Source organism: Halorhabdus tiamatea SARL4B, assembly GCF_000470655.1.
Taxonomy (GTDB): domain Archaea; phylum Halobacteriota; class Halobacteria; order Halobacteriales; family Haloarculaceae; genus Halorhabdus; species Halorhabdus tiamatea.
This window is the reverse complement of sequence record NC_021921.1, coordinates 275660-289423: the sequence shown is the minus strand read 5'-3', so window position 1 is coordinate 289423 and position 13764 is coordinate 275660. Positions and strand designations below refer to the sequence as shown.

General features: G+C 67.0%; 13 protein-coding genes. 6 read left to right on the top strand and 7 right to left on the bottom strand.

Features of this window, described 5'->3' with window-relative positions:
* Window positions 1–30 precede the first annotated feature (30 nt).
* Window positions 31–771, bottom strand: a complete 741-nt coding sequence (locus tag HTIA_RS01465) for a sugar phosphate isomerase/epimerase family protein (protein WP_008528180.1) — start codon at window positions 769–771, stop codon at window positions 31–33.
* On the bottom strand, window positions 759–3467 hold the full coding sequence (locus HTIA_RS01460; RefSeq protein ID WP_008528179.1) for an AAA domain-containing protein: 2709 nt from the start codon (window positions 3465–3467) through the stop codon (window positions 759–761). The genes HTIA_RS01465 and HTIA_RS01460 overlap by 13 nt, the downstream gene beginning before the upstream one ends.
* A gap of 101 nt (window positions 3468–3568) precedes the next feature.
* Between HTIA_RS01460 and HTIA_RS01455 the strand changes: the two genes are divergently transcribed.
* Window positions 3569–3841, top strand: coding sequence for a hypothetical protein (locus HTIA_RS01455; RefSeq protein WP_008528178.1), 273 nt, complete (start codon window positions 3569–3571; stop codon window positions 3839–3841).
* A 16-nt stretch (window positions 3842–3857) separates the two neighbouring features.
* Here HTIA_RS01455 and mutS read toward each other — a convergent pair whose 3' ends face one another.
* Window positions 3858–6455: a DNA mismatch repair protein MutS gene (gene mutS / locus HTIA_RS01450; protein ID WP_008528177.1), complete on the bottom strand. Its 2598-nt coding sequence runs from the start codon at window positions 6453–6455 to the stop codon at window positions 3858–3860.
* 131 nt (window positions 6456–6586) lie between these two features.
* Here mutS and HTIA_RS01445 point away from each other — a divergent pair, with 131 nt between their 5' ends.
* Complete coding sequence (locus tag HTIA_RS01445; RefSeq protein WP_008528176.1) at window positions 6587–6943, top strand: thioredoxin family protein; 357 nt, start codon at window positions 6587–6589, stop codon at window positions 6941–6943.
* 34 nt (window positions 6944–6977) lie between these two features.
* On the opposite strand, the gene HTIA_RS01440 is transcribed toward HTIA_RS01445, so the two are convergent.
* From HTIA_RS01440 to HTIA_RS01425, 4 genes are all read right to left on the bottom strand, one after another.
* Window positions 6978–7631 carry a DUF420 domain-containing protein gene (locus HTIA_RS01440; RefSeq protein WP_008528174.1) on the bottom strand — a complete coding sequence of 218 codons (654 nt, stop codon included), beginning with the start codon at window positions 7629–7631 and terminating at the stop codon, window positions 6978–6980.
* Between the two features lie 72 nt (window positions 7632–7703).
* Window positions 7704–8378 (bottom strand): cytochrome c biogenesis CcdA family protein, encoded by a 675-nt coding sequence (locus tag HTIA_RS01435; protein ID WP_020935935.1) that lies wholly within the window; start codon window positions 8376–8378, stop codon window positions 7704–7706.
* On the bottom strand, window positions 8375–8911 hold the full coding sequence (locus HTIA_RS01430; protein WP_008528171.1) for a TlpA family protein disulfide reductase: 537 nt from the start codon (window positions 8909–8911) through the stop codon (window positions 8375–8377). The genes HTIA_RS01435 and HTIA_RS01430 overlap by 4 nt, the downstream gene beginning before the upstream one ends.
* A gap of 1 nt (window position 8912) precedes the next feature.
* On the bottom strand, window positions 8913–9572 hold the full coding sequence (locus HTIA_RS01425) for an SCO family protein (RefSeq protein ID WP_008528170.1): 660 nt from the start codon (window positions 9570–9572) through the stop codon (window positions 8913–8915).
* Between the two features lie 101 nt (window positions 9573–9673).
* Here HTIA_RS01425 and HTIA_RS01420 point away from each other — a divergent pair, with 101 nt between their 5' ends.
* Genes HTIA_RS01420 through HTIA_RS01405 form a run of 4 tightly spaced genes read left to right on the top strand, consistent with a single transcriptional unit; the run spans window position 9674 to window position 13749 of the window.
* On the top strand, window positions 9674–10267 hold the full coding sequence (locus tag HTIA_RS01420) for a nitrous oxide reductase accessory protein NosL (protein ID WP_008528169.1): 594 nt from the start codon (window positions 9674–9676) through the stop codon (window positions 10265–10267).
* Between the two features lie 2 nt (window positions 10268–10269).
* Window positions 10270–12168: a NosD domain-containing protein gene (locus tag HTIA_RS01415; RefSeq protein WP_008528168.1), complete on the top strand. Its 1899-nt coding sequence runs from the start codon at window positions 10270–10272 to the stop codon at window positions 12166–12168.
* The gene (locus tag HTIA_RS01410) at window positions 12165–12905 is read left to right on the top strand and encodes an ABC transporter ATP-binding protein (protein WP_008528167.1); all 741 of its coding nucleotides are present in this window, start codon (window positions 12165–12167) and stop codon (window positions 12903–12905) included. Before HTIA_RS01415 ends, HTIA_RS01410 begins: the two co-directional genes overlap by 4 nt.
* 19 nt (window positions 12906–12924) lie before the next feature.
* Window positions 12925–13749 (top strand): ABC transporter permease, encoded by an 825-nt coding sequence (locus HTIA_RS01405; protein ID WP_008528166.1) that lies wholly within the window; start codon window positions 12925–12927, stop codon window positions 13747–13749.
* The last annotated feature ends 15 nt before the right edge of the window (window positions 13750–13764 follow it).

Genomic DNA, 13764 nt, shown 5'->3' with positions numbered 1-13764 from the left:
ATGGATTGCCCACGGCGGATCGATTACGACTCATTCCGTCCAGTACCGCTCGAACGCGTCTCGGGCCGCTGCCTGGGACTCAGGCATGACCTCCAGCACGATCGGGCCATCGAACGCCGAGTCACGGATCGTCTCGACTGTCGCCGCCAGGTCGATCTCGCCGTCGCCGAAGGCCAACCCGTCGTTGCGGCGCGTGCTGTCGGTGAGATGGATCAGCCCGATCTGGTCGGGATACGTCGAGAGCAGGTACTCCAGCGCGTCCAGATACTCGCGTTCGGCCGTATAGAGGTGGGCCGTATCGAGCACCAGATCGTTGTCGCGGGCGAGAATCATCTCTTCGAGGTGCATGACGCTCGCGCCGGTGTTGTTCTCGTGGCCGTTGGGGGCCGAAAAGCCGATCGCCGCCACGTCGGGGGCGAAGACGTGCATGACGTACTTCGAATGGAGCACCAGGTAGGCGTCGAGTTCGACCGCGAGGCGATCGGTCAGTTCGTAGTACTCGCGCTCCTCGGGTGTGACGTGTGGCGTGTGGACCGAGACGGCCGAGACGGCCGCGTCCTCGACAGTTCGGACCGTCTCCTCGAGCGCGTCGAGATGGTCGCGTTCGAGGTAGAGTTCGACGGCGTCGAATCCCCGATCGGCGGCGGCCGCGAGCGCCGCTGGTTCGGGTTCGCACTTCCCGGCGACCGTCGGCCCGTCCGTGGCAGGTGACACGCCGAGCGATTGCGTCGGGTGGACCTTCGGACTGTCGATCCTGCTCACCGCGCCCACTCGACCATTCGGCGGTACCGCTCGTCCGTCGAGAGCGCCTCGGCGTCCCCGATCAGCACGAGCGCGCGCTTCGCTCGCGTCAGCGCGACGTTGATCCGCCGATAGTCCTCGAAGATCGGCCCGTCGAGGCTTCCCGTGGCGACGAATGAGACGAGGACGACCTCCTTGCTCGACCCCTGGAAGCGATCGACGGTGTCGACGGTCACGCCGTCGGGCACGCGCTGGCCGATCTCGGCGACCTGGGCGCGATACGGCGCAATCACGCCCACGTCTCCCGGATCGACGCCCGCCGTCAGGTACGATTCGACCGTCTCCGCCACGGCCGCGGCTTCGTCGGGATTGGTGTTTCCCACCGCCTGCCCGTCGGGATCGAGGAACGTCACCCGACCCTGGAGATGGGTGGGCAGTGCGGCCGGATCGACGCCGTCGAGATCGGCAAGCGTCTGCCCGGCGATTTCGCCAGTCGCGGGCCGGAGTTGCCCGTCGTAGAACTCCGTCGAAGAGTACGCCTGAATCCGCTGGGCCATCCGGTACTGGCGGTCGAGCAACACACCGGCGTCGGGATGGGCGTCGATCAGCCGCTCGAACAGCGATTGGGAGAGATCAGCAGCCCCCTCCCGATCACGGACCTCGTCCGCCGCACGGACGACCGGCGGGAGTTGCCGGTGGTCGCCGACGAGCACGAACCGCTCGGCGCGGGCGACCGCCGCGAGCGCGCCGGGTTCGGTCAACTGTCCCGCCTCGTCGATGACCGCCACGTCGAAGTCCTGCTCGCGCATGATCCGCGAGCCGCAGGTCGCGGTCGTCGCCGCGACGACGGGCGCGTCCGTCAGCTCGGCCGCTCGCTCGTCGGGATCGCCCGCCGGATCGAGTCGGACGTGCTGGAGGTCCTCGCGGACGCCGGTCTCGGTCCCCATGCGAACCACGCCCTCGACGCCCTGCTCCAGCAGCGCCTCGACAGCGTTGTCGACCGCGCGGTTCGTGAACGCCGAAAGGAGGACGCGCTCGCCGCGTTCGACCAGCGCGTCGACCAGCGTCGCGAGCGTGTAGGTCTTGCCCGTCCCGGGCGGCCCGTGAATCAGCGCGAAGTCCTCGGCCCCGACGGCACGCCTGACAGCCCGGTCCTGGGCGGGATTGTTCTCGACGAATGTCTCCTCGATCTCGCGGAATTCGGGCTCGCGGCGGCCGAAGAGGACGGCCTTTTCGTCGCTCGATTGCCAGAGGAGCGCGTCGTGAATCGCCGTCAGCATCCGGTCAGTCGAGAGTTCAGAGGGATAGACGTCTAGCCGGCGGAGTTCGACCGGTTCGTCGGCGGTGACGACGATTTCATCTGTCAGCCGTTGGACGCGGGCCAACTCCGCCTCACCTTCGATCGGATCGCCGTCGCTCGCCAGCACGACGTCGCCCTCCCGGATCTTCGAGGTCGCGCCCGTGGCTGTGGCTCGCAACTCCCAGCTGCCGTCATCCAGTTCCCGCTGCCCGACCGGTTCGAGACCGATCAGCGCCCGATCGTCGTCGGCCCGCTCCGCTTTGTCCTGCCGCCAGAGTTTGGCGTACTCCCGGTGGGCGGCCCGGCGTTCGGCCTCGATCGCACGATAGTTCCGCTCGAAGTACTCGCGTTCCTCGTCGGGGATCGGGGTCCCGATCTGGCCGGCCTTCGACTCCTGATCGAGCCGGCCGGAAACAGCCATGCAGGTGTCCTGCTCGAAGCAGTACTCGCATTTGGCGTCGGCTTCGTAGCCCGTCGGGACGTCCATCCCGTGCTCCATCGCGGCGATCTCGTTTCTCGTCCGGAGGACGAACTCCAGCAAGCCCGACCCGATCGAGAACTCCTTGGCCGGCGAGAGATCGCCGCCCGCCTCGGTGCGCTCGACGGCCGCGTTCTTGGTATAGAGGAGTGTGCCAGTATTCGGCGGTTCTTCGCCGTGTTCGCCGAGGACGAGCGCGTAGGCGGCAGCCTGGATCTTGTCCTGAAAGCGGGGCTCGCGGTTCGTGTTCTTGCCCGTCTTGAGTTCGACGGGCATCCCCCGCCGAACGGCGTCGGCTCGCCCCTTCAGGCCGTAACGCTGGCTGATGAGCGTCTGTTCGGAGCGCCACTCGCCGTCTGTCGGGCCGAACGTGGTCTGGCCGCCATCGGTCAGATGTCCCTGCTGGAGCCACCCCTCGATCGCGCTCGCGTGGTCGAGCGCGTCCTCGCGAACCGTTTCGGCGTCCCGTCCCAGCAGGCCGAGTTCGAGGCCGACCTCCGCGACGCGTTCGGCGACGGCATCCTCGACGTCACGACCGCGCAGAAGGTCGCCGAAGACCTCGTGGACGATCGTCCCTTTGACCACCGGGTACGCGAGCGGCGTCCCCGAGAGTTTGTTCAGGTAGTACATCCGGGGGCACTGCACCCACGACCGGACGTCCGTCACGTCGACGATGAAGTCGGGTTCGACGACGACCATCGCGTCCTCGCCGGTCGTGTACTGTGTTTCGCCGCGATACTCGCGCTCTTCGGCGTCGTAGACGGCGACGTCCATCCCGGCTTCGAGGATGTCGGCCGTCTCGGTCCACTTGCCCCACAGCGTGACCGTGACTGGGTCCGCGCGGCCGTCCTCGGGGCGGATCGTGACCTCCGAGAGGTCGCGTTCGCCGTACTGCGTGCTGACGGTTTTCGTCTCGCTCACGTCGAGGACTGGCCCACGGAGATGCACACCGGTGACTGGGCTGGGGTGGGAAAAACGCTGTCGGTAAACGCGAATCATCGGGCTCCACGACCGCAATCTACAGGACAGGGCCGGACATCTCCCACAGCATGGCCAAAACTGTCGACGAACTCCGCAACGAGATCAGGCTGGCGGTCGATCGGTTCGAACGCCGAGGATCCACCGGATTCACCAAGGAGAGTCTCGCCGCGATCAGCGAGGGCGTCGGTGCGGACATCGGCCCGGGACAGCTCCCCGCCAAAGCCGACATGCGAGAAGAGATCGCCCGCCGGATCGACGGTCTCGACGACGACCGCGACCACGAACGACCGTTCCGGAAAACGGAACTCGAAACCATCGCCGCCGAACTCGGCGACGACTGAGTCTGACGAAATCGCCTCATTCGGCCCGTTGTTTGAGGTCTGCCAGGGCGTTTAGCGCCTCGATGGGCGTCATCTCGGCGACTGAAAGCGACCGTAATTCAGTGAGGACGTCGGCGTCCGGTTCGTCGTGCCCTGATTCGTCCGGATGGTCGTCGACAGCTCGATGACGCTCATCTCCCAGCTGTCCTAGCTCATCGTCGTGGTCACTGTCGGCAAGCAGTTCCCGCGAACGGTCGACGACCGGATCCGGCACGCCAGCCACGCCGGCCACCTCGACGCCGTAGGAGGCTGCGGCCGCACCAGGTGCGATATCGTAGGGGAAGGAGACGTCTCCGTCCTCTCGTTCCGTCCGGAAGTGCAGGTTCAGCGCGCCGTCGAGATCGGCTACCACCTCGGTCAGTTCGTGGTGATGGGTGGCAAACAACGTCGTCGCACCGACCTCGTCGTGGACGAACTCCGTGACTGCCTGGGCGATTGCGAGCCCGTCGGTCGTACTCGTTCCGCGGCCGACCTCGTCGAGCAGGACGAGCGAGTCCGCGGTCGCCTGGTCCAGGATCGTCGCGAGTTCGCTCATCTCGACCATGAACGTCGAGCGCCCGCCCGCGATGTCGTCGCTCGCCCCGACGCGGGTGAACACGCGGTCGACGATCCGCAGGACCGCCGATTCGGCGGGCACGAAGCTCCCGGCCTGGGCGAGGATCGCGATCAGGGCGACCTGGCGCATGTGGGTCGACTTGCCACTCATGTTCGGCCCCGTGATCACCGCGAGGAAGGCGTCATCGTCGAGACGGGTGTCGTTCGGGACGAACCGGTCCTCAGTGCGCTCGACGACCGGATGGCGACCGCCCTCGATGTGGATGCCGTCGCCGTCGACGGACGGACGACAGTAGTCATACTCGGCCGCGACGGTGGCAAATCCGACCAGGACGTCCAGGGTCGCCACGGCGTCGGCGACGGCCTGGACGCGCTCGGACTCGGCAGCGACCTGATCGCGAACGTCGGCGAACAACTCGTACTCCAGGTCGTCGGCTCGTCCCGCCGCGCGGAAGATCTCGTCTTCGCGCTCCTTGAGTTCGGGCGTGTAGTAGCGCTCGGCGTTCTTCAGCGTCTGTCTGCGCTGGTAGTCCTCGGGTACGCGATCGAGGTTCGCGTCAGTCACCTCGATGTAGTAGCCGTGGACGGCGTTGTGACCGACCTTCAGGGAGTCGATCCCAGTGCGTTCGCGTTCGCTTTCCTCGAGGTCAGCGATCCAGGCTTTGCCCTCACGTTCGGTCGCGCGCAACTCGTCGAGGCGGTCGTGGTATCCCTCGCTGATGATCCCGCCCTCGGTGATTTCGGTGGGCGGATCGGCCGCGATGGCGTCCTCGATCAGGTCACGGACGTCGGCCATCTCGTCGAGCTGTTCATGCAGGTCGGCGAGCAGGGGGGCGTCCGCCTCCGCCAGTTTCGACCTGATCTCCGGGAGTACGTCGAGTGTGTCTTTCAGCGAGCGCAGATCGCGGGCGTCGGCACGTGATCGGGAGACCCGGGAGATGAGTCGCTCGAGGTCGTAGACGGCCGCAAGCAGCTCTTGAAGGCGTTCACGCGTCCGGACGTCCGAAACGAGTTCCTCGACGGCTCCGTGGCGGGCTTCGATCCGATCACGGTCGATCAACGGGCGACGGAGCCAGTCGGTCAGTCGACGACGACCGAGCGCGGACGCCGTCTCGTCGACGATGTCGACGAGCGTCAGGTCCGCACCGCCCGTCACGCTTCGGCGCTCGAAGATTTCTAGACTCTCGAGGGCGACCGCGTCGAGTACCATGTACGCCCGCGGATCGTAACGAGAGAGGTAATTGAGATAGTCGAGGCGGCCGTCCTGACCACCGCGGGCGTATTCGGCATACGATAGCAACGCGCCGCAGGCCCTGACCTCGGCGTCGCTCGCGAGCAGTCGATCGGGGGCACCGAAGTACTCGCGGACCCGCTGGCTTGCTGCCTCGTGCTCGAAATACCCTGCTTCGACGGGGCTGACGGTCGAATTGCCATCGAAGAGGTCCGGGGCGTCTGGCCCGACGATCCCCTCTGCGGGGGCGAAGCGGCCGAGTTCGTCCCGAACAGTGTCTCGATCGTCGGTGCTGGTCGCGTAGAAGTCGCCCGTCGAGACGTCGAGGACGGCGAGGCCGAAGCGACTGTCTTCGGCGGCAATCGCGGCGACGTAGTTGTTCTCGGCCCCGCCGAGCAGTTCGTCCTCGGTGAGTGTGCCGGGCGTGATGATCCGGGTGACCGCACGCTCGACGACGCCGCTGACCTCGTCGGGGTCTTCGACCTGATCGGCGATCGCGACGCGATAGCCCGCGTCCAGCAGCTTCTCGACGTAAGATTCGGCGTTGGCGACCGGTACACCAGTCATCGCGTAGGTGCCAGTGGAGTCCTCGCGTTCGGTCAGCGTCACCTCACAGATCCGGGCGAGTACCTCGGCACCCTCACAGAATGCCTTGTAGAAATCACCGGACTGAAAGAGCACGAGCGCGTCGTCGTAGCGTTCGGTCAGCTCGACGTACTGGCACAACATCGGCGTGAGTTCCTCGCGCCGGTCGACCATCTTTGCCGGCGGTCCCAGGGCCGCGTCCATGCCTGTGTGGGTGCCGGTCGGGAGACAAATACCCGTTGGTCGCCGGCGCGCGCCGGCAAACGACTCCAGGGAGATTGTGATGATTGGACAATACCGAGTGGTCTTTGAACCTCCGGCGCGGAGTACGGGCAATGACAGCAGCCACGCAGTACGACGCCGCTGACCCACCCGAACGACCGGTCGCTCTCGCGGACGAGGCAGACCTCGACGCGCTCGTCGAGACGTACGACACGGTTCTCGTGGAATTCTACACCGAGGGCTGTAGCGTGTGTGCATCGATGGAGCCGATCCTGGGGATCGCCGCCCAGGAGAGTGACGCCGTCGTCGCGACGGTCAACCCGCGCGACGACCCGCCGCTGGTCGACCGCTTCGACGTACGCAGCGTCCCACTGCTCGTCGTCTTCCGTGAGGGCGAAGCAGTCGAACGCGTCGCCGACGGCTTCCAGCCGGTCGAAGACGTCATCGACCTGATCGAGCGAAACCAGTGAGGCCGACGGCGGAAAATCCTCTCAGCGGAGCCCATCAGTCAGATCGCCAGCCCAGCGACCACGCCGATCGCGGAACGGCGATCAGCAGGAGCGCAGACTCCCGGGGCACCCACCCATAGACGTGGTTCAGCATGACGTACGTCACGATCCCAAGGAAGAGACTGATCGACCAGGCGGCGACGGCGATCCGGCCGACGCGGGCGTGAGCCGTCGATCGTAATTCTGCCGGGGAGTGGGTGAATCCGAGGATCACCGCATAGAGGACGACCGGGACGGCGACCACGGAGAGGACGATGTGAACGGCGAGCATCAGGAGATACGCGATCTCCGGGAGACCGGTGGCGGTGATCGACTTCTCGAAGCCGCCGCCGACTTTCCAGAGGTAGAGGACGAGAAAGACGGCGATGAGTGCGAACGCGGTCAACATGGCCGCGCGATGCTTTTCGACCTCGTCGCGCTTGATGAAGTAGATCCCGACGAGGATCGCCGTCAGCGCGCTCGCGTTGACGATCGCGATGAGATGGCCAAAGAGGTTGACCGTCGAGCGTGAAAGCGACGGAAACAGCGGGATTGCGCCCGCGAACGCGCCGGCGACGAGCGCGTACCCGACCGCGGAGACGACGGCCGTCACGCCGAGCGTATGCTCGCGAGCGACGCGCCGGAGTCGAGAGCCTGGGTCTGTCTGCATACCCCGACATTGGTCGGCGGCGGCTTTTGTGTTCGGCTTCCGGCACGCCGCCCGGTGGTTCTCGCGGCGATCTCAGACGCTGTAGACGAACAGGGCGAGCCAAATTTGGACGAGGCCAGCGACGACGAGGATACCGCCGGCGATCGGTGTGAGTCGGTCGGTGAGTCCGGCGAAGCGGTCCGTCGTAATCTCGACGCCGACCGCGACCGCGACGGTGGCGGCGATCATCAACACGGCCATCCCGGCGGCGTACCCGCCCAACACGGCGGCCGTCCCCATCGGTCCGAACGTCAGCGCCTGGGAGACCACGGCGAGGAAGACGGGCGCGACACACCCGGTCGCCGCGACGGCGTAGAGTCCCCCGAACCCGACGAACCCGGCGATCGACGTGCGGCGCTCGGGCAGACGCGCGTGCCAGCCGGTCGTCCGGCCGGACAGCGTCGCCAGGCCGAGGACAACTAACAGGACGCCGACGAGGAGTTCCAGTTGCGAGAGGTGGGCCTGGATCGGCTGGCCGACCATCACGGCCGCGACAGCGAGCGCGCCGAAGGTACTCAGCACGCCGAGACTCGCTGCCAGCCCTCGCGCGAGCGCCCCTGCGAGCACGGACGTCCCCACCTCTGGTTCGTCCTGGAGATAATAGCCGACGTAGCCCGGAAGCAGCGGGTAGGCACAGGGGGCGAAAAACGTCGTCGCGCCGGTCGTGACCGCGAAGACGACGGTCGCGTCCAGGGCGAGCCCGCTCATGATCGCGCGGCGGAGATCGCCTCGTCGACTCGCTCCGGCTCAGGGACGCCCTTCTCCGCCCAGACGATCCGGCCGTCGGGATTGGCGACGGCACTGAAGGGAAGTGCCGACGTCCCCAGCCGGGCGAGCAGCGTGCCCTCGGGGTCGTGACCGACGGCCCAGGGCCCGCCGAACTCGTCCCACCACGCGAGGACGTCCGCCCGGGAGAGATCGCCGCCCAGGGCCTCGTTGGTGACCGAGACGAACTGGACGTCAGTGTTGTCCCGGTGGACCGTCCGGAGCGCCTCGAGTGCGGGTTTACACGGCTGACACCAGGTCGCGAAGAGATCGATCACGGTAACGGAGCCCTCGACAGGTACCGTCAGTTCCCCGTCTGGACTGTTGGCCGTCTCGAACGTCTCGACGTCGACCGGGTCGATCTGTCGGCCGTCGCTCTCGATCGCGCCGCTGTTGCTCGGGGAGAACGCGAGGTAGGCACTGCCGCCGACGACCGCCGCGCCGCCAATTCCGGCGAGGAGTTCACGCCGTCGCATGTTAGTGCTCCCGGTCGTTTAATGTCCGGAGGTCGTCGTCGATCGTCTGCCAGGACGGCGTCGAGTTCGGATACGAGCGCTCGACGTACCCGTCGGCGTTGACCAGCAAGATGAGCGCGCGATGGGAGAACATGTACATGTCCATCTCTTCCGGGTGGGTTCGCTCGAAGCGGACGCCGAACTCGTCCGTGACGACCTCCTGTGCGTGTTCGGGCGATTCCGGCCGCAGGAATCGCCAGTTATCGGACAGTGAGACGTTCATCCGGTCGGCGTAGCCCCGGAGTCTGTCACCGTCGTCGCGTTCCGGATCGAACGTCACGGCCTGGAACGCCGTCGTGTCGATCAAGCCATCCTCGATGGCGTTCGCCTGGACGTTGCGCAACGCGGAGACCAACCGCGGACAGACTGACTGACAGTGACTGTAGAAGAACGTCAGCAGCGTGTCGCGATCGTCGTTACCGACCGTGATTTCCTCGTCGGCGATCGGGTCCGACAGCGTGACGTCCGGTAGCGACTGCCCGTAGACCGGATACGGGAGTTGGGACGGTTCGGCACGCAGATCCGGTTCGTCGAGATACGTGTCGGACTCGTCGGCCGAACACCCGGCCGTCAGCGCGGCGACACCGCCACCGAGTGCCCCGAGATACTCGCGTCTGTTCACGACTGCGTTCTTGTACCCAGTGCACTAAACCGTTCCCGAACGAGAAAGGATTGCGGGAACGGACCAGCGGATTCATTGTGGCAGACTACCAAGATTGGATAATGACTGCCAGTGGCCCTCATTCCGGTAGCGAGACGGGGCGTCTCACGCGTCGGCGACTGCTCGCAGCGATAGGGATCGGCGCGCTCACGAGCGTGGCCGGGTGTCTCTCGTCGGAGGCCCCCGATCCCGTCACCCTGGGGACCGACGACGCCTGTGACGTCTGTGGCATGGTGATTCCACAGCATCCTGGCCCGAGCGCCGAGGTGTTCTACCAGGACGAGAAGCCGTCGAACCACGACAACCCGGCCCGCTTCGACAGCACCTGGGAGGCCTTCCAGTACGACTTCGAGCGCCGCGATCGGGGCTGGACCCGGACCGCGTTTTACGTGACCGACTATTCGAGCGTCGACTACGACATCTTCACCGACGCCGGCACGACGTTCATCTCGACGCACCCCGCCGCCGAGGCGTTCACGCCGGCAAGTGAGGTCACCTTCGTCGTCGGCTCCGCCGTCGAAGGGGCGATGGGACGAGACCTCATCGCGTTCTCCGAGAACGAAGACGCGACGGCCCTCGCCGACGAATACGGCGGCTCGACGGCACAGTTCGACGACGTGAGCCGCTCGACGATCGCCGAACTGGCCCAGTCGTAGCGATGCGCGTCACGCTCGTGCTCGCGGCGCTGGCGGTCGTGCTCAGCGGGGCGAGCCTCGCGTTCGCCATCGATCCCGGCGCGAGTGCGAGCGCCCGGCCAGTCCCCTTCTCGGACACGCTCGCGACGGGGATGACTGGCGTCGACGTCCAGCAGGCCCGCGCCGGGGGAGCCGAGATCCCTCGCGTCGAAGTGTTCTACTCGCAGTACGAGTACGTCGTGGGCTACTACGGCGTGGCGTCGGCGGTCGATGCGACGGATCGCGAGACCACGACCCGCCAGTTCGGCCGCCCCCTCGCGATCTACGTGAGCGATTATTCGGGTGCCGGCCCCCGGCTCACCGACGACAAGTCCCTCACTGTCGCGTCCGATCCGGCGGTCGGGTGGGTACGAGCGAGTGAGGCCGCCTTCGTCGTCGACAGCGAGGCGCGGACTCCCGGCGGGCCGGCGATCGTCCCCTTCAGCGACGCCGCCGACGCCAGGGACTTCGCCAAACGATACGGAGGGACGGTTCGCGACTGGACGGAACTCGAACCCCGTGAAGACGAACCGCGGGCGTCGTGGCTGCGTGAGGCGGCGAATGATCGGACGGCCTGGGCCGATCGCACCGTCCGGCAACGACGGCCACTCCTGGATCGGCCGGTCTCGATCACGGTCGGCGAAGACGTCCCGACACTCGCTGGGGCGGTCGACGCCGCACCGCCGAACACGACCGTCCGACTGCCACCCGGAACCTACGACGGCAACGTCACCGTCGAGACGTCCGTCACGATCCGTGGTGCAGGTGAGCGGACGCGAATCGTCGGCGACAACGGCACGGCGATTCGGGTGTCCGCTCCGGAGGTCGGCCTCGCGAACCTGTCGATCACTGACGTCGGCGAGTCGAACACGGGAGACCCGGTCGACGCCGCCGAGACTGCCGGCGAGTGGGACGAAAGCGTCCGGACGACCTACGGCTACGGCGACGCTGCAGTCGTCTTCGACGGCGCGAACCGCTCACTACTCGCTCGCGTCCACGTCGAGACGCCGGCAAGCGGTGCGATCGTTCGAGACAGCGACGGCGTCGTGGTCGAAAACGTCTCGATCAACGGGACGGCCGACTGGCAGGACGGGTTCATGGGCGTGCTGGCGATGGACGCCCGGATCGTCGTCCAGGACAGCACGTTCACCGGCGGCCGAGACGCCGTCTACACCCACCACGCCGACGGGCTCGTCGTCCGGGACAACCGAATGACGGGGATGCGGTTCGGCGTCCACGAGATGTACACGTCCGGAACGCTTGTGAGGAACAACACCGCCAGAGATACCGACATCGGCGTCGTCGTCATGACGCGCCCGCGGTCGAACGTGCTTCTCGACAACCGCGTCTCGGCGAGCGACGTCGGGATTTCGGTCGGGGGGAGTACATCACTCGTGGCGAACAACACGCTCGTGGCAAATCGCTACGGGATGGACCTCGGTGCCCAGCGGTCGACGTTCGCGTACAACGTCCTGGCCGGCAACGACGTCGGACTGCGAACCGGAACCATCGTCCCGACGAACCGCGTGACGGGCAACGACGTGATCGACAACGATCGCTACGTCTCCACCGGACGCGGCCCGGTCCGCGTCTGGACGGCCAACTACTGGGGCACCATTCCGGGCCGCGACGCCGACGCCGACGGCCGGATCGACCGCGCGTTTCGACCGACGGGGCCCGTCGACAGCGCTGTGGACAGGTCCACGGGAGCGGCGACGCTTTCGACCTCGCCCGCCGTCACGATCCTGCGTCGGTTCGAGGCGGCGGTACCCGGCCTTCGATCCGCGAACGTGATCGACGACGAGCCACGGCTCGTACCGGTCCAATCCGAGAAGATCGCAATGGCACGGAATATATCGACTGGTGAGGCGGTGTCGCCATGAGTGGAGAAGTCGTCCTGGCGCTCGAAGACGTCCGGCACGCGTTCGGGGACGTCGCTGTCCTCGACGGCGTCTCTCTCGACGTCAAGGCTGGGTCGGTGACGTGTCTGCTCGGACCCAACGGTTCCGGGAAGTCGACGTTGCTCTCGATCGCGGCTGGCCTTCGCACGCCGGACGACGGAGCTGTCACCAGACGAACCGCCGGGGCTGCCCGATCGGTCGGGTACCTCCCCCAGCGGCCGGCGTTTCGCCCGCAGTTCACCGTCGCCGAGACGATCGCGTTCTACGGATCGCTCGTGCCAATGGAGATCGACGAGACCGCGACACTCGGGCAAGTAGGTCTCGACGGCGTCGCCGACCGCCAGGTCGAGAACCTCTCCGGTGGCATGGTCAGGCTCCTCGGACTTGCCCAGGCGACTGTCGGCTCGCCGCCGATCGTGGTGCTCGACGAACCGGCCAGTGGCCTCGATCCGCAGCTCCGTCACCATATTGCGGACGTCATCGCGGATCTCGCAGCCAACGGCGCGGCGGTGCTCATGGCGACCCACGATCTCGGCGCGGCCGAGCGCATCGCCGACGAGGTCCGCGTCCTCGACGACGGCGCGTTCGTCGCCGGTGGGTCGCCCGCCGCGATCGAAGCGGAAACGGGCACTGACTTGCTGGAGGGGGCCATCGACGCCCTGATCGACCGCGAGGACGCTATCGGCGTCCGATCCGGGACGGCGGGTGATCGCGGATGAACGACGCGGGTGATCACAGATGAACGACGCCTGGGAGCGCACGATTGCGGTGGCCCAGCGCGCCTTCGACGCGACTGTGCGGAGCCGGGCGCTGTTCGCCGTCGCCGCGGGCTACGCGTTCGTCGTCCTCGCTATCGCCTGGACGACACGGGGCAGTGGCTACCTCTCGCTGACACTCTCGGTGCTCACGCCGCTTGAAGTGCTGGTGCCGGTGGTGGCGTTCGCGATCGGCTACCGGTCGATCCTCGACGATCGCGTCCGGGGCGAACTCGCCGTCTTCCGGACGTATCCGCTGTCCGCCAGATCGTACGTCGTCGGCGTGTTCCTGGGTCGGCTGGCGACGCTGCTCCTGATCGTGCTCGTCCCGCTGTTGCTCGCCGGTGGTTCCGTCGTCGCGTTCCGCGAGGAATCGATCTCCGTCCTGGCGACCCACGCGACGGCCGATTCGCCGCTGGTCTACCTGCGGACCGTCGCGCTGACGGCGGCGTTCGCGCCGGTGGCACTCGGGGTCGCTATCGCTGTCTCGTCGATCGCCCGGACGACCCGGAACGCGATCGCGCTGGCTGTCGGTGGCGTCGTGGTGCTGGTCGTCGGCCTGGATCTCGGCTTCGTGGCCGGCCTCGCCGGCGGGATCGTCTCTCCGGAGGACCTCTCGACACTGTCCGCCCTGAGTCCCCTCTCGGCCTACCGCGGACTCGTCCTCGAGATGGCTATTGGACCGGTGGCTGGCGACGCGATATCGGGTGGCGTGAATCCGCTGGTTGCATTCGTCGGGCTGGCGGGCTGGACGGCTGGCGGGCTCGCGGTCGCGATCCGGTCGGCCTACCGGTCAGCGTCGACCTGACGAGCTGGCGATTCG

Coding starts and splice junctions, on each gene's coding strand:
- HTIA_RS01420 (WP_008528169.1), top strand. CDS start 9,674: ATGACTGCCAGTGGCCCTCATTCCGGTAGCGAGACGGGGCGTCTCACG.
- HTIA_RS01415 (WP_008528168.1), top strand. CDS start 10,270: ATGCGCGTCACGCTCGTGCTCGCGGCGCTGGCGGTCGTGCTCAGCGGG.
- HTIA_RS01405 (WP_008528166.1), top strand. CDS start 12,925: ATGAACGACGCCTGGGAGCGCACGATTGCGGTGGCCCAGCGCGCCTTC.
- HTIA_RS01445 (WP_008528176.1), top strand. CDS start 6,587: ATGACAGCAGCCACGCAGTACGACGCCGCTGACCCACCCGAACGACCG.
- HTIA_RS01410 (WP_008528167.1), top strand. CDS start 12,165: ATGAGTGGAGAAGTCGTCCTGGCGCTCGAAGACGTCCGGCACGCGTTC.
- mutS (WP_008528177.1), bottom strand. CDS start 6,455: ATGGACGCGGCCCTGGGACCGCCGGCAAAGATGGTCGACCGGCGCGAG.
- HTIA_RS01440 (WP_008528174.1), bottom strand. CDS start 7,631: ATGCAGACAGACCCAGGCTCTCGACTCCGGCGCGTCGCTCGCGAGCAT.
- HTIA_RS01435 (WP_020935935.1), bottom strand. CDS start 8,378: ATGAGCGGGCTCGCCCTGGACGCGACCGTCGTCTTCGCGGTCACGACC.
- HTIA_RS01430 (WP_008528171.1), bottom strand. CDS start 8,911: ATGCGACGGCGTGAACTCCTCGCCGGAATTGGCGGCGCGGCGGTCGTC.
- HTIA_RS01455 (WP_008528178.1), top strand. CDS start 3,569: ATGGCCAAAACTGTCGACGAACTCCGCAACGAGATCAGGCTGGCGGTC.